This is a genomic window from Nonomuraea sp. NPDC002799 (assembly GCF_053592075.1).
In genome coordinates this window covers 87,384-107,686 of record NZ_JBSFVA010000012.1, presented here as the reverse complement: position 1 = coordinate 107,686, position 20,303 = coordinate 87,384, and the positions used below count along the sequence as shown (strand labels likewise).

Below are 20,303 nucleotides of genomic sequence, written 5' to 3'. Positions count from 1 at the left end.
GAATACCGGTTACGGCCTGACCTGCGCTACAACTGACAGGGTGAAGATTGGGCCGATTGGGGTGTGGCCACCCGTGGTGCTGGCGCCGATGGCGGGCATCACGAACGCGCCGTTCCGGGTGCTCTGCAGGGAGCAGGGCGCCGGGCTGTTCGTGTGCGAAATGATCACGACGCGCGCGCTGGTCGAGCGTAATCCCAAGACGCTGCGCATGATCAGGTTCGCGGAGTCGGAGCGGCCCAGGAGCATCCAGCTTTACGGCGTGGACCCCGGCATCGTGGGCCGGGCGGTCAAGATGATCGCCGAGGAGGACCTGGCCGACCACGTCGATCTCAACTTCGGCTGCCCGGTGCCCAAGGTGACCAGGCGCGGTGGCGGGTCCGCGCTGCCGTACAAGCGGAATCTGCTGCGGCGGATCCTGCGCGAGGCGGTGGCCAACGCGGGCCCGCTGCCCGTGACGATGAAGATGCGCAAGGGCATCGACGACGATCACCTGACCTATCTGGACGCCGGGCGGATCGCCGCCGAGGAGGGCGTCGCCGCCATCGCGCTGCACGCCCGCACGGCCAAGCAGCACTACGGCGGGGTCGCCGACTGGGAGGCCATCGCCAGGCTGAAGGAGACCGTGCCCGAGGTCCCCGTGCTCGGCAACGGCGACATCTGGTCCGCCGACGACGCGCTCCGCATGATGGCGCGCACCGGCTGCGACGGTGTGGTCGTGGGGCGGGGGTGCCTGGGGCGGCCGTGGTTGTTCAAGGACCTGGAGAACGCGTTCAACGGCGGCTCCGAGCGGGTCCGGCCGACGCTCGGCGAGGTGGCCGCGATGATGGCCGCGCACGCCGAGGGGCTGACCGAGTGCTTCGACATCGAGCGCTACGCGGTGGCCGACTTCCGCAAGCATGTCGGGTGGTATCTGAAGGGGTTCACGGTCGGGAGCGAGCTGCGGCGGGAGCTGGCCACGGCCGAATCCCTCGACGGGCTGCGCCAGGGGCTGGCCAAGCTGGAGCACGATCAGCCGTGGCCGCTCAACACCGACACGCCCCGGGGGAAGTCCGGCGAGCGGTCCAAGGTGCTTCTCCCGGACGGGTGGCTGGACGACCCGTGGGACTCCGTGGTGCCCGAAGAGGCCGAATCCGACATATCGGGTGGCTAGGCCGATATATCCGGCGGGACGCGGGGCCCGGTCGGCGACTGTCAGTGCGGGCCGGTGGCCTCCGTGCCGCAGGGGCCGCCGCCGACGGCCGTCTCAAGCTGGACGGGCTCGCCGGACATCGTCACCGTCGGGTAGTACGCGGCGATCCGCTCCGCCGAGCGGCCGGTGTAGTGGCAGATGAAGCTGCGGCGGAAGCGGTCGGCCGTGGTGTTCGGCTCCGAGCCGTGCACCAGGCTGCCGTTGAAGAACAGCACGTCGCCGGGGTCCATGTCGACCGGCGCCCGCGCCAGCCCCGGCGGCGGCGGCACGTACTCCCTGGTGAAGGAGACGTCTTGGTCGGCCTCCTCCGGGCAGAACAGGTCCATCAGGTGCGTCCCCGGCACGACTTCCAGGCCGCCGTTCGCCCGGTCCACACGGTCGAGCGCCACCCAGGCCGCGACGCAGGTGCCCGGCTCGACCCTGAGATAGAAGTTGTCCTGGTGCAGCGCCTGCCCCCTGGCGCCCGGCGGCTTGAAGTAGAACATGCTCTGGGCTGCTATCGGCTCCTCGCCCAGCAGGCTCCGGAGGATGGCGGCGACGCGCGGGTCGAGCAGATACCGCAGGGCCACGTCGTTCACCTGATGCGGGTGCATGATGCGCGGATAGTCGCGCAGGATGTCGTACGGCCGGCCGGGGTCCTGGGGCTGGGGCGCGAAGTGCCCGGGAATCGGGCCCCCGGCGTGCAGGGCCATGAACTCGTCGCGTAGTTCGGCCACCTCGTCCGGCGTGAGCAGCCCGGGCACCAGCACGTACCCCTGGTCGTGGAAGTCGTTGAGCCTCATGCCATCCACGCTAGACAGCACGGTCGTGCGACGGTATGCCGGTGACCGCTGAGAACCTGTCCGTTCCTGCTGCCGAGCTGATGATCGTGGGCCACTCCGACAAGCCGCCCGGCTACGCCACCCGCCGGGCGAACGGCTCGCCGAGCCGGCTGCTGCTCTGGACCGAGGCGGGGTCGGGGGGTCAGACCTCCACGTGGCCGCCGCTGCGCCAGTAGACGTTGTCCTCGCGAGACAGCAGCTCTTCGTCCACCAGATAGCGCCGCAGGGCCGCGTAGTCGTCGTGGAAGGCCCGCAGCGCCACATTGACGTCCTTCTCCGGATAGCGCACGCCGGGCTCGAAGACCGTCACGATGTGGCGCAGCAGCACGAGGCGCTTGTCGCGCTTCATCCCCATGGTCGTGAGCCGCCCGTCCACCAGGAACGTCCGCAGCACCCGCTCTTCGGCGCTCAGCGCCCCGGCCGGCTCGGCCTGCGCGCGCAGCAGTTCCCTGAACCGCTCGGGCGTGGCCCGCCAGGTGCCGTCCGCGCCGCGCGCCGCCAGCCCGCCGCTGGCCAGCCGGTCGAGGGTCTTGGGGGAGAGCTCGTCAGCGGCCTCGGCGAGGACGAGGCGGGCGAAGGCTCTTAAGGTGTCGTCCTGGGAGAGCAGCCCGAGGACACGCCGGATGGCTTCGTCGTTCACCCGTACCATTTTGTCGCACCGATCAGCAGCGGCGGTCGTCGTCCCGGACGACCATGGCCGACGGCGGCCCAGAAGCGGCGGGTGGCACGGGGACGTCGCTTCCCCTGCCACCCGCTCCGATCGGTCATTTCGCGTACAAGATCTGCTTGAGGTCCGCGAGATCCTGCCGGGCGGTCGCGGCCATGTCGGTGAACTGAGCATGGCGGACCCTCAGCACGTCCAGCTCGTCCTGCGCCTCCTGCAGTTGTCGCGGAAGCCGGTCCAGGTCCCTGGCCGCATACCGCCCTTCGGCGAGGTGCCCATCCGCCGCTTTCAGATGATGCGAGACCTGCCCGTGGAGCTGCCGCTCGACCTGTTCGATGCGGGCGGTCTGCCGAGCCAAGCCTTCCCGGGTCGGCACAAACGCAGAACGGGCGCCGAAGACCGTGTTATCCGTTGTGAGCCGGTCGCGAGTGGCGGCGGTGATCCGGCCGTCGCGAAAAGCCTTGTCCGTCTGTGCGCTGACGGAGCGCTTGGCGTCCCCCAGAAATCTCTGTGTCCTGCGGAGGTCCAACTCGGCTCGCTGCAGGCTGCGGTAAGCCTGGCTGGCTTTGATCCTGGTGTGCAGGGCCTCGGCGCGGATGGCGGGTTGGCTGTCGGCCAGCACGCGCCCCTGCGCCGTGATCCGCTGTTGCTGGGCCTCCAGTGTCTTGGCGACGCGGGCCTTGGCCGGCTCCCCGCGTACCAGGTCGGCCAGGCGGGTGAAGATCCGGCCGACCGCGTGCATGGCGGTACGGATCCACTGCTGCACCCGCTGGGCGAACGGCCGCAGCCGCGCCAGCAGGAACGCCCGGCCCTGCGGGGTGGCGAGCGCGGCGGCTCCCGCCAGCCCGGCCAGGCCGGTCAGCACGCCGCCCGCCCACTTGATCGTGGTCACCGCCACCTGCGCGACACCCGCCGCCACCGAGACGTGCTGGGCATGAGCGGCGGCGCGCGGCAGGACGCCGTCCTTGCCCTGCACGTGCTGGGCCAGCGCGTCACTGGCCGCGCCCGCGTTCGCCCCGCCGAGCCGGTACGCGCGGGCGCCGTCCGCGCTGATCGCCCCCTGAGAGGTCGCCACCGACTCCAGCACGGCGGCGTGGCGTTCCATCTCACCGGTGTGCGCCGGCTGCGGCACGCCCAGCGCGCCGAAGCCGACTGCCTCAAGCCCAGCGGTCATGGTCCGTGATCACCTCGTTAGCGGTCTCGGCCTGCCTGTTATGGGCGTTCATCAGCGCTTGTCCGTCACCCACGCCGTCCGAGTCGGCCAGCAACGCCTCCGAGCCGCCGGACAGCGCCTGCAGGAAGTCCTGGTAGGGGCGGGAGAACTCGGGATAGGGCAGCGGGGCGGTGCCGTGCAACTGCGCGCGCGTACCCTGGAGGCCCGACTGCTCGTCCGCCAGCGTGTGGAACGCCCGGGAGGATGCCTGGCGCCCGCTCTCATCCCACACGATCTTCTCATTGGTCACGAAATATCACCGTTCCTCGATACGGCGCAGCGCTTCGTCCAGACTTGCCGTCAACTGGGCGAAGTCACGGGCCGCCTGGAGTTCTAGGTCGTCCAGTCGGCGGATGAGCTCCTCCTCGTCCAGGCTCTCCTCCTCGGCGGGCGGCTCGGCGCGGCTCAGCCGGTCCTGTTGCGCCGCCCGTACCGCAGCGAGAACGTGCTCGGCCAGGTCCTTGGAGCTGAAGCGCATCGCGCGGGCGTTCAGCCGTAATTCGGCCAGCAGGCCGTCCTCGCCCACCACGGCACGGACCAGACCTCCGGCGGCCTCTCCCGAGCCGGTGGGCGAGTCGTCCTTGTATGGCGGGGCCATGGGCATTACTCCAGTCCAGGCGGTGACAACTGCCACATAAGATCAGCAATGTACACCGACACGCCAGGAATCGCCGCTTCTGTTTCCGGGGACGGCGAACACGTCCGCATCGGTGTCAACCGTCTTGTCCGCGCGGCGGCACCGCGATGACACCAGGGGCGGCGCCGCGGGTGCCTTGAGCGCGGCCTCGTCCCACGCGGACCCGTTCGCGGGCGTTCTCTGATCAGGTGCAGGCTGCCGCCGACTGCTGGGTGCAAGGAATGTCCCGATCTTGGGACATTGTCATGACACCACCTCGACGTTTTCCGATCGACACTGAATCGACAAGCGTGTGCCGGGGCGCCCTTGCCAGTCCGTTCCGGCACACCGCTTGTCATTCACGGCGCCCGTTCGGGCGCGACCCCGGCGGCGTTCGCATTCCAGCGCCGATCTCAGCGCTGATCTCAGAGCCGGTTGAGGCCGGTCACGTGGAGCACCGCGCGGCCCTCCTCGTCGGACCCGGCCAGATCCACCTGGGCGTCGATGCCCCAGTCGCCGTCACCGGCCGGATCCTTGATCGTCTGCCGGACCTTCCACAACCCGCTCTCCTCCTCGATCCGCAACAACGCGGGCCCGCGCGCGTCGGCGTCGGTGAAGATCTCCTCGTGCTCGTCGTAGTACGCGTCCAGCGCCGCGCCCCAGTCGACGTCCGGAGCGAGCTCGGCCAGCTCGGCCTCCTTCTCGATGGCGCAGAGCTCGACCAGCCGGAACATCGCGTTGCGCACCAGCACGCGGAAGGCCCGCGTGTTGGCCGTGACCGGCCGGACCTTGGTCTCCAGCTGCTGGTGCTGCTCCAGCGCCTCGGCCGGGTTGGTCAGCTTCTCCCACTCGTCGATCAGCGAGGAGTCGACCTGGCGGACCAGCTCGCCCAGCCATTCGATCAGGTCGACCAGGTCCTCGGTCTTGAGGTGCTCGGGCACCGTGCGCGACAACGTCCGGTAGGCGTCGGCCAGGTAGCGCAGCACCGTGCCCTCGGACCGGGCCAGCTCGTAGAACTGGATGTAGTCGCCGAACGTCATGGCCCGCTCGAACATGTCGCGCACCACGGACTTCGGGCTCACCGTGTAGTCGCCCACCCACGGGTGCCCCCGCCGGTAGGTCTCGTACGCGCCGAGCAGCAGGTCCTCCAGCGGCATCGGGTACATGACCTCGGCGAGCTGCTCCATGCGCTCTTCGTATTCCATGCCGTCGGCCTTCATCTGCGCGACGGCCTCGCCCTTGGCCTTCTTCAGCTGGGCCGACAGGATCTGGCGCGGATCGTCGAGGATGGACTCCACGATCGAGACCATGTCGAGCGCGTAGGACGGCGACTCGCGGTCGAGCAGCTCGAACGCGGCCAGCGCGAACGTCGACAGCGCCTGGTTGAGCGCGAAGTCCTCCTGCAGGTCGATCGTCAGCCGGGCCCGCCGCCCCTGCTCGTCCGGCTCGGCGAACTGCTCCACCACGCCCCCGGCCAGCAGCGACCGGTAGATCGCGATGGCCTGGCTGATGTGCCGCCGCTGCCACTTGCGGTCCTCGTGGTTGTCGGTCAGCAGGTGCTTCATCGCCTGGAAGCAGTCGCCCGGCCGGTTGATGACCGCGAGCAGCATGGCGTTGCTGACCTTGAACCGCGAGTTGAGCGGCTCGGGCTCGGCCGTCTGGAGCTTTTCGAAGGTCTCCTCGCTCCAGCCGACGAAGCCCTCCGGCGCCTTCTTGCGCGCGTAGCCGCGCCGCCGCTTGGGATCATCGCCGATCTTGGCCAGCGCCTTGGCGTTCTCGACGTCGTGCTCGGGGGCCTGGCAGGCGACATAGCCGATGGTGTCGAAGCCCGCGCGGCCCGCCCGGCCGGCGATCTGGTGGAACTCGCGGGCGCGCAGCCGGCGCACCTTGTTGCCGTCGTACTTGGACAGCGCCGTGAACAGCACCGTCCTGATCGGCACGTTGACGCCGACGCCCAGGGTGTCGGTGCCGCAGATGACCTTCAGCAGGCCGGCCTGGGCCAGCCGCTCGACCAGGCGGCGGTATTTCGGCAACATCCCGGCGTGGTGCACGCCGATGCCGTGCTTGACGAGCCGGGACAGCGCCCGCCCGAACCGGGTCGTGAAGCGGAAACCGCCGATCAAGGCGGAGATGGCCTCTTTCTCGGCCTTCGTCGCCATGTTGATCGACATCAGGGCCTGGGCCCGCTCCATCGCGGCGGCCTGCGTGAAGTGCACGACGTAGACCGGCGCCTGCCCGGTGGAGAGCATCTCCTCCAGCGTCTCGTGCAGCGGTGTCATCCGGTAGGAGTAGATCAGCGGCACCGGCCGCTCGGCGTGCTTGACCACGGACGTCGGCCGTCCGGTGCGCCGGGTCAGGTCGCTCTCGAACATCGAGACGTCGCCGAGCGTGGCCGACATCAGGATGAACTGCACGCCGGGCAGCTCCAGCAGCGGCACCTGCCAGGCCCAGCCGCGGTCGGGCTCGGCGTAGAAGTGGAACTCGTCCATGACCACCTGGCCGATGTCGGCCGCCGCGCCGTCGCGCAGCGCCACGTTGGCCAGGATCTCGGCCGTGCAGCAGATGATCGGGGCGCCCGGGTTGACGCTCGCGTCGCCGGTCATCATCCCGACGTTCTCGGTGCCGAAGATGGCGCACAGGTCGAAGAACTTCTCCGACACCAGCGCCTTGATCGGCGCGGAGTAGAACGTGCGCACGTCCCTGGTCAGCGCGGCGAAGTGGGCGCCGGCGGCCACCAGCGACTTGCCGGAGCCCGTCGGGGTGGCCAGGATCAGGTTGCTGCCGGACAGGACCTCGATGAGCGCCTCCTCCTGGGCTGGATAGAGGGTGAGCCCCCGCTCGGCGTTCCAGGTGACGAACGCGTCGAAAATGGCGTCCGGATCGGCGTCGATCTCTTCGGGCAGGCGGTCAATGAGAAGGCTCACGCTCTCTATCCTGCCGAAGTTTGCCGCATGGTCGAACCCATGACGGCCGCGAACCCCGTCATCGCAGGTCAAGCTGGAGCAGCACGGTGTCGATCCAGCGCCCGTGCTTGAAGCCGACGGCCTTCAGCCGCCCTGCCTCCGCGAACCCGAACGTCGTGTGCAACCGCGTCGACGACGGGTCGCCCGAGTCGGCGATCACCGCCACGATCGTGCGGGCGGGCGTCTCGCGCACCCGGCCGATCAGCTCCGCGAGCAGCGACCGCCCGAGCCCCCGGCCCGTGAACCCGGGGGCCACGTAGATGCTGTCCTCCACGGTGTGCCGGTAGGCGGGCTTCGGCCGGTACTGGGAGGCGTAGGCGTACGCGGCCACCTCGCCGTCCACCTCGGCCACCAGGAACGGCAGCCCGGCCGCCGCGACGCCCTCCGCCTTCGCCCGCCACTGCGCCGGCCCGAGCGGCGTCTCGTCGAACGTGGCCACGCTGCCGGTCACGTAGTGGGCGTAGATGCCGCCGACGGCGGGCAGGTCGGCTTCGGCGAGGGCGCGGATCTTCGTCATGGGACCTCATTCTCCCGGGCGGCCGAGCACGGCTCACACCCGGGCGCGGGGCCCCGTCATCAGCAGGCCGCCGAGCAGCGCCAGCACCGCCATGACCGGCCAGCCGCCGGGCGCGAACCCGCCCGCGGTCAGCGTCAGCACCCCGCCCCCCACCAGCGCGGTCGCCACCAGCGTGTTCCCCGGGCCGGCCTGCCCGTACGGCAGCGCGGGCGGCGTCTCGAACCTGGCGAACCCCTTCACCAGCGGCCACATGACCAGGCAGAGCAGCCCGAACCAGAGCGGCCACCCGGCGAGCCAGAACGCGCTCCCCGGCACCGGCGTGTCGATCCCCAGCACGAGCACCACCACCCCGGTCACCGCGAACAGCGCCGGCATGTGCCACAGGTACACGGTCATGATCCGCGGCCCGGCCCAGGCCAGCAGCCGCCTCGTCGGCAGCCGCAGCAGCGCCGGCCGCAGCAGCGTGGCCAGCCCGATCTGCCCGGCTCCGACGGCGAGCATGGCCAGCGTGGGCGGGGCCATGTTCGACATCTCGGCGCCCGGCAGGCCGATCATGCTGCCCGGATAGGGCCCGAACAGCACCAGCAGCACCGCCGCCCCGAACCCGGCGGCCGCCAGCAGCGCGGGCCGCCGCAGCCGGCCCTCGGCGTAGAAGAAGCCGAGCTGGTGCACCGCCAGCCACACGAACACGATGTTCAGATAGCCGATCGCCTCGAAGCCCGCCGAGAAGCGCAGCACGTCCGTCAGCACCGCCCCGGCGGCCAGCGCCGCGGGGACCCGCAGGCCGTACCTCTCGTGCAGGCGCAGCGCGTACGGAGTGGCCGTGACGGCGATCAGGTACACGGCGAGGAACCACAACAACTGCCCGGTCAGCTTCGCGCCCACCTCCAGCGGCTGGGCCGGCACGCCCAGCGTGAGCAGCACATGGGGGAGCGGGATCCACACCGCGGCCAGCGGCAGCAGCGGCCAGGCCAGCCGCCGCAGCCGCGTCGCCTGCCACCGCTGCGGGCTCGTGACCGACCTGCCGAAGCTGATCGCGTTCGCCGCGCCGCCCGCGAAGAAGACCAGCGGCATGACCTGGCTGAGCCACGTCACCACCCACACGCCGGGCGTCGCGAGGGCGTTGCCCGTGCTCAGCCGGACTCCGTCATAGGAGATCACCGGGATCGTCCAGTGCTGGAACACGATGAGCGCCATACCGAGCACCCGGAGCAGGTCGATGAACGGGTCCCGCGCCGCCGGGCGCGCACCGGCCAGGGGCCGCGGGAGCGGGTCCCGCGCCGCCGGGCGGCGCGGAGCCACACCCGCGGCGGTGGGGCGGTCCAGCAGGACGGTCATGGGAGCCTCGTTTCACGGGGGAGCGACTGCCTCAAGACTTCCGCCCGGCTCCCGCGGGCACATTGACGCGAGCCGCCGTCTTGGCCGGGTGATCCCACCACCGGCCCTGGTAGGGCTGGCCCTACCCCCGCACACCGGTGCACCTGCTCGTCGGGCGGCAGCCGAAGCCCTACCGTGAATGCCATGCGCTCCCGGATGAGGCGGGTCCTCCTTGACACCCGCTACACACTTGTCGGCTTCCCCACGACCATCATCGGCTTCGTGCTCATGATCGCCGGCTTCGCCGCGGGCGTGGGCACCGCCGTGGTGTGGATCGGTGTGCCCCTGCTGGCCGGCACGGTGCTGGTGGCGCGCGGGTTCGCCGACGCGGAGCGCGGCTGGCTGTCCGACGTGCTCTCCCGGCCGCCGGTGCGCCCCCGCTACAAGCCCGCGCCGCAGGGCGCCGGCCGCTTCCGCCGCCTGGTGAACCCGCTGGCCAGCGGCCAGTCCTGGCTCGACCTGCTGCACGGCATCCTGAACCTGCCGTTCGCGATCATCGCGTTCGTGCTCACCGTCGTCTTCTGGGCGATCCCGCTCGCGGCGCTGACCTGGCCGCTGTACGGCATCATCACCTCCCGCATCCCCGGCAACGTCGAGCTGCCCGAGCTGCTGGGATTCGGCGACGGCTACCTCGTCACCTCGGTCTTCTACGTCTGCCTCGGCCTGGTCTTCGCCGTGATCATGCCGTTCGCGGTGCGCGGCGCCGCGCTGATCAGGGCCGGGCTCGGCCGGGCGCTGCTGACCGGCGTCGCCGAGCTGCAGGAGCGCATCGACGACCTGGCCCAGGGCCGGGCCGCCGCCGTGTCCGCCGAGGCCAACGCGCTGCGCAAGCTGGAGCGCGACATCCACGACGGGCCGCAGCAGCGCCTGGTCTCGCTGGCCATGGAGCTGTCCAGGGCGCAGCGTCAGCTCGCCAAGGACCCCGAGGCGGCCCAGGTCACGATCAAGGAGGCGATCACGGCCACCCGTGAGACGCTCGACGAGCTGCGTGCGCTCTCGCGCGGCATCGCCCCGCCCATCCTGTCCGACCGCGGCCTCGCGCCCGCTCTCGCCGCCCTGGCCGGGCGCTGCACCGTCCCCGTCGACCTCGACGTGCAGACCGTCGATCGCTACCAGGCCGCCGTGGAGAACGCGATCTACTTCGTCTGCGCCGAGACCCTCACGAACGTGGCCAAGCACAGCCGCGCGGAGCTCTGCACCATTCAGCTCATCCGTCTCGGAGACGTCCTCATGCTGACGATCGGGGATGATGGGGTCGGCGGCGCACACGTCGCCAAAGGACACGGTCTCGCCGGCCTGGCCGATCGGCTCCGCGCCGTAGACGGGGAGCTGGCCGTGCAGTCGCCGGACGGCGGGCCGACATTGATCGTGGCGGAGGTTCCGTGCGGGTAGTCGTGGCCGATGACGCTGTACTGATCAGGGAGGGCCTGGTCAGGTTGCTGGAGGAGTTCGGCTGCGAGGTGGTGGCGACCGTCGGCGACGGCGACGCGCTCGTCGAGGCGGTCGCCGAGCACAAGCCGGACGTGTCGGTGGTCGACGTGCGGATGCCGCCGTCCTTCACCGACGAGGGGCTGCGGGCCGCGGTCGAGGCGCGGCGCCGGGTACCGGGCGCGCCCGTGCTCATCCTGTCGCAGTACGTCGAGGTCTCCTACGCCGACGACCTGCTGGCCGACGCCCGTGGCGCGGTCGGCTACCTGCTGAAGGACCGGGTGGTGGACGTTGACGAGTTCCTGGAGGGCCTGCGGCGGGTGGCCGCCGGCGGCACCGTGTTCGATCCGCAGGTGGTGTCGCAGTTGATGGTGCGCAGGCGTAGGGACGACCCGCTGGCCCTGCTGACGCCGAGGGAGCGCGAGGTGCTCGGGCTGATGGCCGAGGGGAAGTCCAATCCGGCCATCGGGCGGCAGCTCGTGATCAGCGACGGGGCCGTGGAGAAGCACATCAGGAGCATCTTCAACAAGCTCGGCCTCTACGCGGAGGACAGCGACCAGCATCGCCGGGTGCTCGCCGTGCTGACCTACCTGCGTTCCTGACCCCTGCGCGTGACTTCTGCGCGTGACCCCGGTGCGGGCCCGCCGGGTGGAGCGGGGGCGGCTTCCGCTCTCCGGCCCCTCCTGGCCTGCCGAGGGGGTCGCTGGCCGGTCCGCGCGACGCTGCGCGCGGACCTGGCCGCTCGGGTTTAAGCGAGCGCGTCGACCAGCTTCTTGCGCTGCTGGGCGCCCAGGCCGCCGAGGCGGCGCTTCTCGTCGACGCCGGCCTCCTCCATCAGCGCGGTGGCCTTGGCCGGACCGACGCCCTTGACGGCGCGGAGCGCCTGGGACACCTTGATCTTCTTGGCGATGTCGTCGTCACGCTCCAGGAGCTGGGCGAACGTCAGCTCGCCTGCCTTGACCTTCGCCAGCAGAGCCGTGCGGGCGGCGCGGGCCTCGGCGGCCTTGGCCAGAGCCGCCTGGCGCTGCTCGGGGGTGAGAATGGGAAGTGCCATTTCGTTCTCTCCTCGGGGAGTTGCGTTCGGGATTCTGTTACCCGTGGTGCAGTGGCTAATCATGGCGGATACCAGCGGTTCGTGTTGCGGAAAGTGCCCGCTCAACGTGTCCGCCGCACCGACTCGGCCGCTTGCGCGCACGCCACGTCCCGTGTGGGCGTGCCTCCGCTGACGCCTGCGCCGCCGGCCACGGGCTCTCCCTCACCGTGGTCCGCCCACCGGGGGATGCCGCCTCCCAGTCAGGTGAAACGGCCATCGGCCAGGCCGGCCGGCTCCCCTCCTGGAGCGGTCGCCGCGACCGGCTCCGCGGTGGTCCGCGCAGGGCCGCCGAGGGGTACGCCCGGCCCGGCGCTAGCACCGGCCCCGCGATCTCCGCACCCTTCCTACGCTGGAAAGACAGCGGATGGCCGCCCTCGCCGGCGACCGCGGCCGAGATCGCCGCACCCTCGCGGAGCGCCTGCTTCACGGCCGCTTCCGTCCTGCGGAGGGGCGAGTTCGAGACGCACGCGTACGCCCCTCGGCTCGTGATTGTTTCGCGCATGGGAGCCTTCCATGCGGATCGTGCCCCGGACGGGCCTCGCAAGATCGCGTGGGCAAGCGGGAAGCAAGTCGGTTATGTCGGCTTATCCCTGCTCAAGGTGGAATGCGTCACATTCTGCGGATCGGGCGTGTCGTGACCCTGGTCAGGGTGGTTTTCGCGCCAGCGATCGAGTCCGTCCGGGGTGAGGAAGGTGTCGAAGACGGACTCCATGGCGCCGAGAAGCGCGCCGCGCCAGCCCAGGGCCGAGCCCTCGATCCTGGGCGGGTGGTCGCGGCGGATCGCCATGAGTCCCGGCCGGCAGGTCTCCAGCAGGGCCTCGGGGGCCCGCTCGTACAGCTCGGCGCCGTGGCCTGACAGGGTCACGACCTCGGGGTCGTGCGCGTTGACCAGGGCGGCGATGCCGCGTCCGAGTGCCGCGGCGTTCTCGGCCACGGCCCGCTCGCTGGTGGCCAGCACGTGCTCGGCGTGCTCGCGGCCCCGGCCGCCGCCGTGGGCGAGGCCGACGTGGCGCAGCAGGGCGTTCGCGCCGACGTCCATGCTCCAGCAGCCCACGGCGCCGCACGGGCAGAGCCGGTCGCCGCCGGTGAGCGGCATGTGGCCGAACTCGGCGCCGCTGCCGCCCGCGCCGGCGAGCGGGCGGCCGTCGACGACCAGGACGCCGCCGAGGTCGAAGTCGACGTGCAGGTGCAGGCCCACCCGGACGCCCCGCAGCCGGCCCCGCCGCGCCTCGGCCAGGGCCGCGAACGCGGTGTCGTTCCCGACCACGAGCGGCACGCCGCCGGGCTCGGTGAACGCGCCGCCGGGGGACAGGCCGAGCAGGAGCGGCACGTTCACCGAGCGCCAGCCCAGATGGGAGATGTCCACCAGGCCGCCGTGCCGCACCGGGCCGGCCAGTGCCACCCCGATCCCGGCGACGCGGTGCCCGAAGCGTGCCCGGCAGGCGGCGACGGCCTCGCCCAGGGCGCCGAGCGTGCCTTCAGGGGTGCCGTCGTGCGGGCGGACCTCGAGGACGGTGGCCCGGCCGCCCAGCTCGCACGCGGCCAGCTCCCAGGCGTCCTCCCGCACGTCCACGGCCAGGGCCAGCGGTCCGCGCGGATGCGGGCCCGGCACCTGGGTCGGCCGCCCGCGCGCGTGCCCGGCGGCCGGCTCCTCGTGCAGCAGCTCGTCGCCGGCCAGCCCGGCGACCAGCACGGAGGCCGTCCCCCTGGCCAGCCGCAGGTCGCGGGTCAGTTGCGAGCGGGTATGGGCGGCCCCGCAGTCGTGCACGGCACGCAGCAGCCGGACCCGGTTGTGCGCGCGCAGCTCGCCGCTGGTCGTAGCACCCTTCACAGAGCACAGTTTATGCTCTAGCCGTGAACAAAAGCCTCACTGATGCAAAAAGAGCTCGTGTCGGAGTTTTCGGTTTCTTCTTCCTTGCCGGTTTTGTCATGGGTCTGTGGGCGGCCGGGCTGCCGTCGCTGAACGATCGGCTGGAGCTCGGACCCGCCCGGCTGGGCAGCGTGCTGCTGTTGATCTCCGCCGGAGCGCTGGTGTCGATGCTGGCGGCCGGGCCGCTGGTGGACCGGTTCTCCAGCCGCCGGGTTTGCTGGATCGCCGGGCCGTTCTCCGGAGCGGTGCTGCTCGGGCCCGCGCTCGCGTCCTCGTACTGGATGCTGGCGGCCCTGGCGGTCCTGTTCGGGATCGGGCTGGGGGTGACCGAGATCGCCATGAACGCCCACTCCGTCGAGGTCGAGCGGCGCTACGGCCGGCCGATCATCTCCTCCTTCCACGGCACGTGGAGCCTGGGCGGCGCGGCCGGCGGCGGGCTCACCTCGCTCATCCTGCAGGCGGGGCTGGACGCGCAGGTGCTGCTGGTCGTGGCGGCGCTGGTGGTGCCGTTCCTGTACGTCCCGGCGGCCCGGCTGCTGCTGCCCGACCCGCCCGCGCACGCCGACGCCGAGTCGGGCGCCACGACGGGCGGCTCGCTGAAGTGGGGGCTGATCGCGCTGCTCGGGCTGGCCGCGTTCGCCGGGCATCTGAGCGAGGGGGCGGCCATCGACTGGGCCGCGCTGCACGCCCGCTGGGTGCTGCTGACCGATCCCGCCCTGGCGCCGCTGGCCTACACGATCTTCTCGGTGGCGATGACGACCGTGCGGCTGCTGGGCGACCCGATCAGAGGGCGGCTCGGATCGGTGCGCACCATCCAGCTCGCCGGGCTGTTCGCCACCGCCGGCTACGTCCTCGTGCTCGTCTCTCCCGTGGTGGGAGAGCCGCTGCGGGTGGTGTGCGCGTGGACCGGATGGGCGCTGGCCGGCGTGGGGCTGGCCACCGTGGTGCCGGTGCTGTTCAGCGCGGTGGGCGCGGCCGGCGGGCGGGTCGGCCGGGCGCTGGCCATGGTGACGGCCTTCGGCTACAGCGGGCTGCTGCTGGGGCCGGCGGTGCTCGGGTACGTGGCGGAGTCGTCGTCGTTGCCGATCGCGCTCATCATCCCGGCCGTCCTGGCCGCCGTGGTGGCGGTCACCGGAGCCCCGGCCATCCGCGCCCTGCTCCGGCTCTCCGCCCCCGCGCCGGCGTCCGCTCCCGGGGCGGCTGATTCGGGGACGGCTGAACCGCGGTCGGCTGATCCGGGGGGCGCGCCCGCCGGGCGGGGCCACGAGCCCGAGCCGGCGCGCGACTGATCCCCTGCGGCTCGTTCCCCGGCGGGGACGAGCCGCATGACCCCAATTCCCTACTACGGGGACCGAAAATCGGCCGAACGTAACCTGACCTGCTGTTATGTGATCGTGACTTGACCTGCAAGTTACATCCAGGTTTCATGTCCCCCAACCCAGTAAACGTTTACAGGTTTTGCCGCGTAAACGATTACTCCCCTGGAAGGACAACCTTGGCCGACGGACCCACGATCAACACGATCGCCGCTCGCGCCGGTGTCTCGATCGCCTCCGTCTCGCGGGTCCTGAACGGCCTGCCGACCAGGCAGGAGACCGTGCGCAAGGTGACGGCCGCCGCCGACGAGCTCGGCTACGTGCGCAACGCCGTGGCCAGGTCTCTCAAGTCGCGCCGCACCCACCAGGTCGCCTTCGCCATGGCCGACGTCGGCAACCCCGCCTACCTGGCCATGCTCCGCCAGATCCAGCCGGTCCTGAAGGCCGCCGGATACCGGCTCCTGCTGCATTCGACCGACGCCGTCGCGGCCGACGAGATCGACGTGCTGCACAGCCTGGGCGAGCGGTACGTGGACGGGCTGATCATGAGCCCGCTCCGGGTCACCGAGACCCACCTGGAGATGCTGGCCGCCGCCAGGACCCCCGTCGTGATCATCGGCTCGGTGCCTGAGGGGACACGCGTCGACAACGTGCGCGCCGACTCCCGCACCGGCGTCCGGCTGGCCATCGACCACCTCCACGCGCTCGGCCGCCGCCGGATCGGCATGATCAACGGCCCGCTCGACACCGTGCCGGGCGCCGCCCGCGGCTCGGCCTACCGGGAGGCGCTCGGCGACGTCGGCCTGCCTTACGACGACGACCTCGTGCAGATCGGCGACTTCTACCGCGCCGAAGGGCGCCAGGCGGTCACCGAGCTGCTCGACCGGGTGCCCGGCGTGGACGCGCTGCTGTGCGCCAACGACCTGATCGCCCTCGGCGCGCTCGACGTGCTGCGGGCCGCCGGCCGGCGGGTGCCCGAGGACGTGGCGGTGGTCGGCATGGACGACACCGACCTGGCAGCGGCCTCCTGGCCGTCGTTGACGAGTGTGTCGCTCGGGTCGGCCGAGCGCGGCAAGGTCGCCGCCGAGCTGCTGCTGGAGCGGCTGCAGGGCGGCGAGGGCGAGCCGCGGCTGGTGACCGTCCCGCCCCGCCTGGTGGTGCGGGCGTCCACGGCCGGCGAATCGGCCGACGACCTGCGTACGGACCGGAAGGAGAGCGTCCAGTGACGGCGACCGTGACAAGGCCGGCGCCGCCGCGGCGGCCGCACGGCAGGCGCCGCGTGATCTCGCGCCCCACGCGCGAGATGTGGCTGCTCATGCTGCCCGCGATGGTGCCGGTGTTGCTGTTCAGCGTGGGACCGCTGCTGTACGGCATCGGCCTGGCGTTCACCGACGCCCGCAACTCGCGCAACCACGAGACGAGCTTCGTCGGCCTGGAGAACTTCGGCCGGCTGCTCACCGACGACGAGTTCTGGTCCTCCTTCAAGATCGGCGCGATCTGGTCCGTCTCGGTGACCCTGCTGCAGTTCCTGGCCGCGCTCGGCCTGGCGCTGCTGCTGAACGAGAACCTGCGCTTCAGGGGCGTGGCCAGGGTGTTGTCGGTGGTGCCGTGGGCGATGCCCCCGGTGGTCATCGGCCTCATGTGGAAGCTCGTCTACCACCCCGACGCCGGCATCCTGAACGACCTGCTCGGCACCGACATCAACTGGCTGGCCGACTTCTCGCTCGCGCTGCCCGCGATCATCGTGGTCGGCATCTGGACCGGCATGCCGCAGACCACGGTCGTGCTGCTGGCCGGCCTGCAGAACGTGCCCAAGGAGCTCTACGAGGCCGGCGAGATGGACGGAGCGGGCTCCTGGCGGCGCTTCTGGAGCATCACGCTGCCGCAGCTCCGCCCGGTGATCATCGCGATCACCTCGCTCGACTTCGTCTGGAACATCAATCAGTTCGGCCTGGTCTACGTGCTCACCCAGGGTGGCCCCGGCGGGCAGACGCGGTTGCCGATGTTGTTCGCCTACGAGGAGGCGTTCAGGTACCGCATGGCCGGTTACGCCTCGATGCTCGGCCTCGCCATGGCGATCGTCGTGCTCGCGGTGCTCGGCCTGTACCTGTGGCGGCAGATGAGGGAGAGCAAGTGAAACGGCCCGCACAGTATCTCGCGCTGGTCGCCTACGTCGTCTTCCTGGCCTTCCCGCTGGTCTGGCTGCTGTCGACGGCGCTGAAGACGCCGCAGGAGATGGCCATGGCGGACCCGACGTGGATCCCCAGGGAGCCGACGCTGGTCAACTTCTCCGACGCGTTCGGTGAGCAGGACCTGGTCGGCGCGTCCGTCCGCAGCCTCATCGTGGCGCTGTTCAGCAGCGTCATCACGGTGCTGATCTCGCTGCCGGCCTCGTACGCCATGGCCCGCTACCGCAGCCTGGTGAGCCGGATCGCGATCGGGTGGGTGCTGGTCAGCCAGGTCTTCCCGTTCATCCTGATCATCATTCCGCTCTTCCTGATCCTGCGGGACCTGGAGCTGGTGAACACGCTGCCGGGCCTCGTGGTCGTGCACGTGACGTTCACCCTGCCGTTCGCGCTGTGGATGCTGCAGGGCTACGTGCGCTCGGTGCCGCGCGAGCTGGAGGAGGCCGCGGCCGTGGACGGCGCGTCCCGGCTGCGCTCGCTCGTCAGCGTGGTGGCGCCGCTGCTGGCGCCCGGCGTGGTGGCCACGTTGTTGTTCTCGTTCATCTCGTCATGGAACGAGTTCATGTTCGCGCTCGTGGTCCTTCAGGATCCCGACGTCATGACACTCCCGCTGACGCTGGTGCGGTTCACCGGCCCGGAGGGGGTGGCCAGGCTCGGCCCGCTGGCCGCGGCGTCGCTCATGGCGACGATCCCGAGTCTGATCTTCTTCGCAATCATTCAGCGGCGACTGAAGTCCGGCCTGATGGCCGGCGCCGTCAAGGGCTAGTAGGAGGCTCCTATGCGAATCAAGTCCGCTCTGGCGGCAGCGGCGGTCGTCGCGCTCGCCGCCGCGTGCGGCAGCGGTGGAGGTGGAGGCGGCGAGACCGCGTCCTCCGCCGACGAGCCGGTCAAGATCGACTTCCTCAGCCTGGCCTGGCAGAAGGAATCCGTCGCCGCGAACAAGCAGCTCGTGGACGAGTGGAACAAGGCCAACCCGAAGATCCAGGTCACCTACGTGCAGGGGAGCTGGGACAACGTCAACGACCAGCTCGTGACCCAGTTCGCCGGCGGCACGGCGCCCGACGTCATCCACAACGACTCACCCGCCCTGTCCGGCTTCGCCGCCGACGGCTTCCTGCTGGAGCTCGGCGCCAAGTTGCCCGCCGAGCTCAAGAGCGACATCCCGCAGCCCGCCTGGGACACCGTCACCTTCGACGGCGGCAAGGGCGAGCAGGGCGTGTACGGCGTGCCGTTCCTGCAGGAGTCGCAGGTCATCATCGCCAACAAGAAGCTGCTCGACGAGGCCAAGGTGCGCATCCCGACCGCGGACAGCCCGTGGACGTGGGACGAGTTCTCCGAGGCCGCCAAGAAGATGACCAAGAGCGGCACGTTCGGCGTGGCCTGGCCGATGAAGTCGCCGGTCAACAAGACGCTCAACCTGGCGCTCAACTTCGGCGGCACGTTCTTCCAGACCACCGACGGCAAGACCACGGTGAAGGTCGGCCCCGAGGAGCGCGAGGTCCTCCAGCGCATCCACGACCAGCTCTACAAGGACAAGTCGGCCGACCCGGCCGCGCTCGGCCAGGGCACCGCGGACCCGCTGCCGGCCTTCTACAAGGGCAAGTTCGCGCTGCTGCCCGCCGGCGTGTACCTGCGTCAGCAGGTCGTCGAGCAGGCTCCCGACGGGTTCGACTGGGTCACGCTGCCGGCGCCCAAGGGCACCAGCGTCCAGCAGGGCGCGGTCTCGCAGACGTTGTCGATCGCGCAGGACAGCAAGCACCCGGACGAGGCCATGAAGTTCATCTCGTTCTTCCTGAACGGGGCGAACCAGGCCAAGCTCGCCAAGGGCGACTGGCTGCTGCCGACCTCCCAGAAGGCCGCCGCCGACCCGGCGATGACCACCGCCGAGAACGGCTGGGACGTGGCCACGGCCTCCGGCAAGAGCCTCGTGGTGGCGCCGTTCCTGAAGGTGAACGGGTTCGACGAGTGGAAGAGCAAGGTGGCCACGCCGGCCCTGCAGGAGTACTTCGCCAACAAGATCACCATCGACCAGGTGGCGGCGAAGCTCGTCGAGGACGGCAACAAGGTGTTGGAGCGGTACCAGCGGTGACTTATCGGGACAGAGCCCGGGGGTGTCTGCTCGGCCTCGCGGCCGGCGACGCCCTCGGGGCCCCGGCCGAGAACCTGTCGCCGTCGGAGATCCGGCGGCGATGGGGCCGGCTGACCGAGATCGAGGGCGGGGGGACGGACGACACCGAGTACGCCATCTTCGCCGCCTCCCTGCTGGTGCGGCACGGGCACGGACTGAGCCCGGCGGACGTGGCCGCGGCCTACCGCGCGGACATCATCCCGCTGGTGACGGGCCCCATGCGCGGGGCGGGCTTCTCCGAGCTGGGCACCATCGAAGCGCTTCGCCGCGGCCTGGAGCCGCCGCTGACCGGTCTCGTGCACCTGCACGGATGGTCGGACGGGCTGGCCATGCGGGCCGCGCCGTACGGGATCTTCTGCCCCGGCGATCCCGCCGAGGCCGCCCGGCTGATGGAGCAGGACGGCCTGGTCAGCGGATCGGGAGAGGGCATACTCGGCGGCCGGGCGGTCGCCGGGGCGGTGGCCGCCGCGATGAGCGGGGCCACGCCGGACGAGATCGTCGCGGCCGCGCTGTCGGTGATCCCCGGCGACTCGTGGACGGCCAGGAACATCGTGCGCGTCCGTGAGGTGCTCGCCCGGGACCTCGCCGAGGACGCTCTCGTCGAGGCGTTGCACGAGGCCGTCGTGGTCCGGCACTACCCCTGGACCGACGTGGCCCCCGAGGCCGTGGCGCTCGCGCTGGCCGCCTTCCTGGCGGGCGGCGGCGAGGTGGAGGCGTCCGTGACGTTCGGGGTGAGCCTGGGCAGGGACGCCGACACGATCGGCGCCATCGCCGGCGCGATCGCCGGCGCTCATCAGGGCGAGCGCGGCGTCCCCGGGCGCTGGGCCGCCAGAATCGGGCCCGTGACGGGGAAATGCCTGCCCGTCGTGGCCGGAAGACATGTGCTGGACGTCGCCGACGAACTGGCGGAAGGACTGTAGAT

Annotated in this window: 20 protein-coding genes; 10 read left to right on the top strand and 10 right to left on the bottom strand. The window is 71.1% G+C overall.

Features of this window, described 5'->3' with window-relative positions:
• Positions 1-40 precede the first annotated feature (40 nt).
• Entirely contained in the window at positions 41-1,150 is a 1,110-nt protein-coding gene (gene dusB, locus ACWD0F_RS22885; protein ID WP_449878514.1) for a tRNA dihydrouridine synthase DusB, read from the top strand.
• 41 nt (positions 1,151-1,191) lie between these two features.
• Here dusB and ACWD0F_RS22880 read toward each other — a convergent pair whose 3' ends face one another.
• Entirely contained in the window at positions 1,192-1,971 is a 780-nt protein-coding gene (locus tag ACWD0F_RS22880) for a phytanoyl-CoA dioxygenase family protein (protein WP_449878512.1), read from the bottom strand.
• Positions 1,972-2,012: 41 nt separating this feature from the next.
• On the opposite strand from ACWD0F_RS22880, the gene ACWD0F_RS22875 reads away from it, so the two are divergent.
• Entirely contained in the window at positions 2,013-2,186 is a 174-nt protein-coding gene (locus tag ACWD0F_RS22875; RefSeq protein WP_449878510.1) for a hypothetical protein, read from the top strand.
• Here ACWD0F_RS22875 and ACWD0F_RS22870 read toward each other — a convergent pair.
• From ACWD0F_RS22870 to ACWD0F_RS22840, 7 genes are all read right to left on the bottom strand, one after another.
• A complete protein-coding gene (locus tag ACWD0F_RS22870) occupies positions 2,153-2,659 on the bottom strand; it encodes a DUF2087 domain-containing protein (RefSeq protein WP_449878509.1) in 507 nt (168 codons plus the stop codon). The genes ACWD0F_RS22875 and ACWD0F_RS22870 overlap by 34 nt on opposite strands.
• A 115-nt stretch (positions 2,660-2,774) precedes the next feature.
• Entirely contained in the window at positions 2,775-3,848 is a 1,074-nt protein-coding gene (locus ACWD0F_RS22865; protein WP_449878507.1) for a hypothetical protein, read from the bottom strand.
• Positions 3,832-4,137 (bottom strand): hypothetical protein, encoded by a 306-nt coding sequence (locus ACWD0F_RS22860; protein WP_449878505.1) that lies wholly within the window; start codon positions 4,135-4,137, stop codon positions 3,832-3,834. The genes ACWD0F_RS22865 and ACWD0F_RS22860 overlap by 17 nt, the downstream gene beginning before the upstream one ends.
• 6 nt (positions 4,138-4,143) lie before the next feature.
• Positions 4,144-4,485, bottom strand: a complete 342-nt coding sequence (locus ACWD0F_RS22855) for a hypothetical protein (protein ID WP_449878503.1) — start codon at positions 4,483-4,485, stop codon at positions 4,144-4,146.
• A 443-nt stretch (positions 4,486-4,928) separates the two neighbouring features.
• Entirely contained in the window at positions 4,929-7,436 is a 2,508-nt protein-coding gene (locus ACWD0F_RS22850; protein ID WP_449878762.1) for a DEAD/DEAH box helicase, read from the bottom strand.
• Positions 7,437-7,485: 49 nt separating this feature from the next.
• Entirely contained in the window at positions 7,486-7,983 is a 498-nt protein-coding gene (locus tag ACWD0F_RS22845) for an N-acetyltransferase family protein (RefSeq protein ID WP_449878501.1), read from the bottom strand.
• Between the two features lie 33 nt (positions 7,984-8,016).
• Positions 8,017-9,321: an acyltransferase family protein gene (locus ACWD0F_RS22840; protein WP_449878499.1), complete on the bottom strand. Its 1,305-nt coding sequence runs from the start codon at positions 9,319-9,321 to the stop codon at positions 8,017-8,019.
• A 183-nt stretch (positions 9,322-9,504) separates the two neighbouring features.
• On the opposite strand from ACWD0F_RS22840, the gene ACWD0F_RS22835 reads away from it, so the two are divergent.
• Positions 9,505-10,752, top strand: coding sequence for a sensor histidine kinase (locus ACWD0F_RS22835; RefSeq protein WP_449878497.1), 1,248 nt, complete (start codon positions 9,505-9,507; stop codon positions 10,750-10,752).
• The gene (locus tag ACWD0F_RS22830) at positions 10,743-11,390 is read left to right on the top strand and encodes a response regulator (protein ID WP_449878495.1); all 648 of its coding nucleotides are present in this window, start codon (positions 10,743-10,745) and stop codon (positions 11,388-11,390) included. The genes ACWD0F_RS22835 and ACWD0F_RS22830 overlap by 10 nt, the downstream gene beginning before the upstream one ends.
• Before the next feature lie 146 nt (positions 11,391-11,536).
• On the opposite strand, the gene mihF is transcribed toward ACWD0F_RS22830, so the two are convergent.
• Positions 11,537-11,842, bottom strand: a complete 306-nt coding sequence (gene mihF, locus ACWD0F_RS22825) for an integration host factor, actinobacterial type (protein WP_449878493.1) — start codon at positions 11,840-11,842, stop codon at positions 11,537-11,539.
• A 613-nt stretch (positions 11,843-12,455) separates the two neighbouring features.
• On the bottom strand, positions 12,456-13,712 hold the full coding sequence (locus ACWD0F_RS22820) for an ROK family protein (RefSeq protein WP_449878491.1): 1,257 nt from the start codon (positions 13,710-13,712) through the stop codon (positions 12,456-12,458).
• A 23-nt stretch (positions 13,713-13,735) separates the two neighbouring features.
• Between ACWD0F_RS22820 and ACWD0F_RS22815 the strand changes: the two genes are divergently transcribed.
• From ACWD0F_RS22815 to ACWD0F_RS22790, 6 genes are all read left to right on the top strand, one after another.
• Complete coding sequence (locus ACWD0F_RS22815) at positions 13,736-15,040, top strand: MFS transporter (protein ID WP_449878489.1); 1,305 nt, start codon at positions 13,736-13,738, stop codon at positions 15,038-15,040.
• A 206-nt stretch (positions 15,041-15,246) separates the two neighbouring features.
• On the top strand, positions 15,247-16,293 hold the full coding sequence (locus ACWD0F_RS22810) for a LacI family DNA-binding transcriptional regulator (RefSeq protein WP_449878487.1): 1,047 nt from the start codon (positions 15,247-15,249) through the stop codon (positions 16,291-16,293).
• Complete coding sequence (locus ACWD0F_RS22805; RefSeq protein WP_449878485.1) at positions 16,290-17,204, top strand: carbohydrate ABC transporter permease; 915 nt, start codon at positions 16,290-16,292, stop codon at positions 17,202-17,204. Before ACWD0F_RS22810 ends, ACWD0F_RS22805 begins: the two co-directional genes overlap by 4 nt.
• On the top strand, positions 17,201-18,019 hold the full coding sequence (locus ACWD0F_RS22800) for a carbohydrate ABC transporter permease (RefSeq protein WP_449878483.1): 819 nt from the start codon (positions 17,201-17,203) through the stop codon (positions 18,017-18,019). Before ACWD0F_RS22805 ends, ACWD0F_RS22800 begins: the two co-directional genes overlap by 4 nt.
• A 12-nt stretch (positions 18,020-18,031) precedes the next feature.
• Positions 18,032-19,342, top strand: a complete 1,311-nt coding sequence (locus ACWD0F_RS22795) for an ABC transporter substrate-binding protein (protein WP_449878481.1) — start codon at positions 18,032-18,034, stop codon at positions 19,340-19,342.
• Positions 19,339-20,301: an ADP-ribosylglycohydrolase family protein gene (locus ACWD0F_RS22790; protein ID WP_449878479.1), complete on the top strand. Its 963-nt coding sequence runs from the start codon at positions 19,339-19,341 to the stop codon at positions 20,299-20,301. The genes ACWD0F_RS22795 and ACWD0F_RS22790 overlap by 4 nt, the downstream gene beginning before the upstream one ends.
• Positions 20,302-20,303 lie beyond the last annotated feature (2 nt).

Bases quoted from the DNA above. Each gene is read 5' to 3' on its own strand.
- ACWD0F_RS22845 (WP_449878501.1), bottom strand. From the start codon at position 7,983: ATGACGAAGATCCGCGCCCTCGCCGAAGCCGACCTGCCCGCCGTCGGC.
- ACWD0F_RS22870 (WP_449878509.1), bottom strand. From the start codon at position 2,659: ATGGTACGGGTGAACGACGAAGCCATCCGGCGTGTCCTCGGGCTGCTC.
- ACWD0F_RS22865 (WP_449878507.1), bottom strand. From the start codon at position 3,848: ATGACCGCTGGGCTTGAGGCAGTCGGCTTCGGCGCGCTGGGCGTGCCG.
- ACWD0F_RS22840 (WP_449878499.1), bottom strand. From the start codon at position 9,321: ATGACCGTCCTGCTGGACCGCCCCACCGCCGCGGGTGTGGCTCCGCGC.
- ACWD0F_RS22795 (WP_449878481.1), top strand. From the start codon at position 18,032: ATGCGAATCAAGTCCGCTCTGGCGGCAGCGGCGGTCGTCGCGCTCGCC.
- ACWD0F_RS22880 (WP_449878512.1), bottom strand. From the start codon at position 1,971: ATGAGGCTCAACGACTTCCACGACCAGGGGTACGTGCTGGTGCCCGGG.
- ACWD0F_RS22835 (WP_449878497.1), top strand. From the start codon at position 9,505: ATGCGCTCCCGGATGAGGCGGGTCCTCCTTGACACCCGCTACACACTT.
- mihF (WP_449878493.1), bottom strand. From the start codon at position 11,842: ATGGCACTTCCCATTCTCACCCCCGAGCAGCGCCAGGCGGCTCTGGCC.
- ACWD0F_RS22855 (WP_449878503.1), bottom strand. From the start codon at position 4,485: ATGGCCCCGCCATACAAGGACGACTCGCCCACCGGCTCGGGAGAGGCC.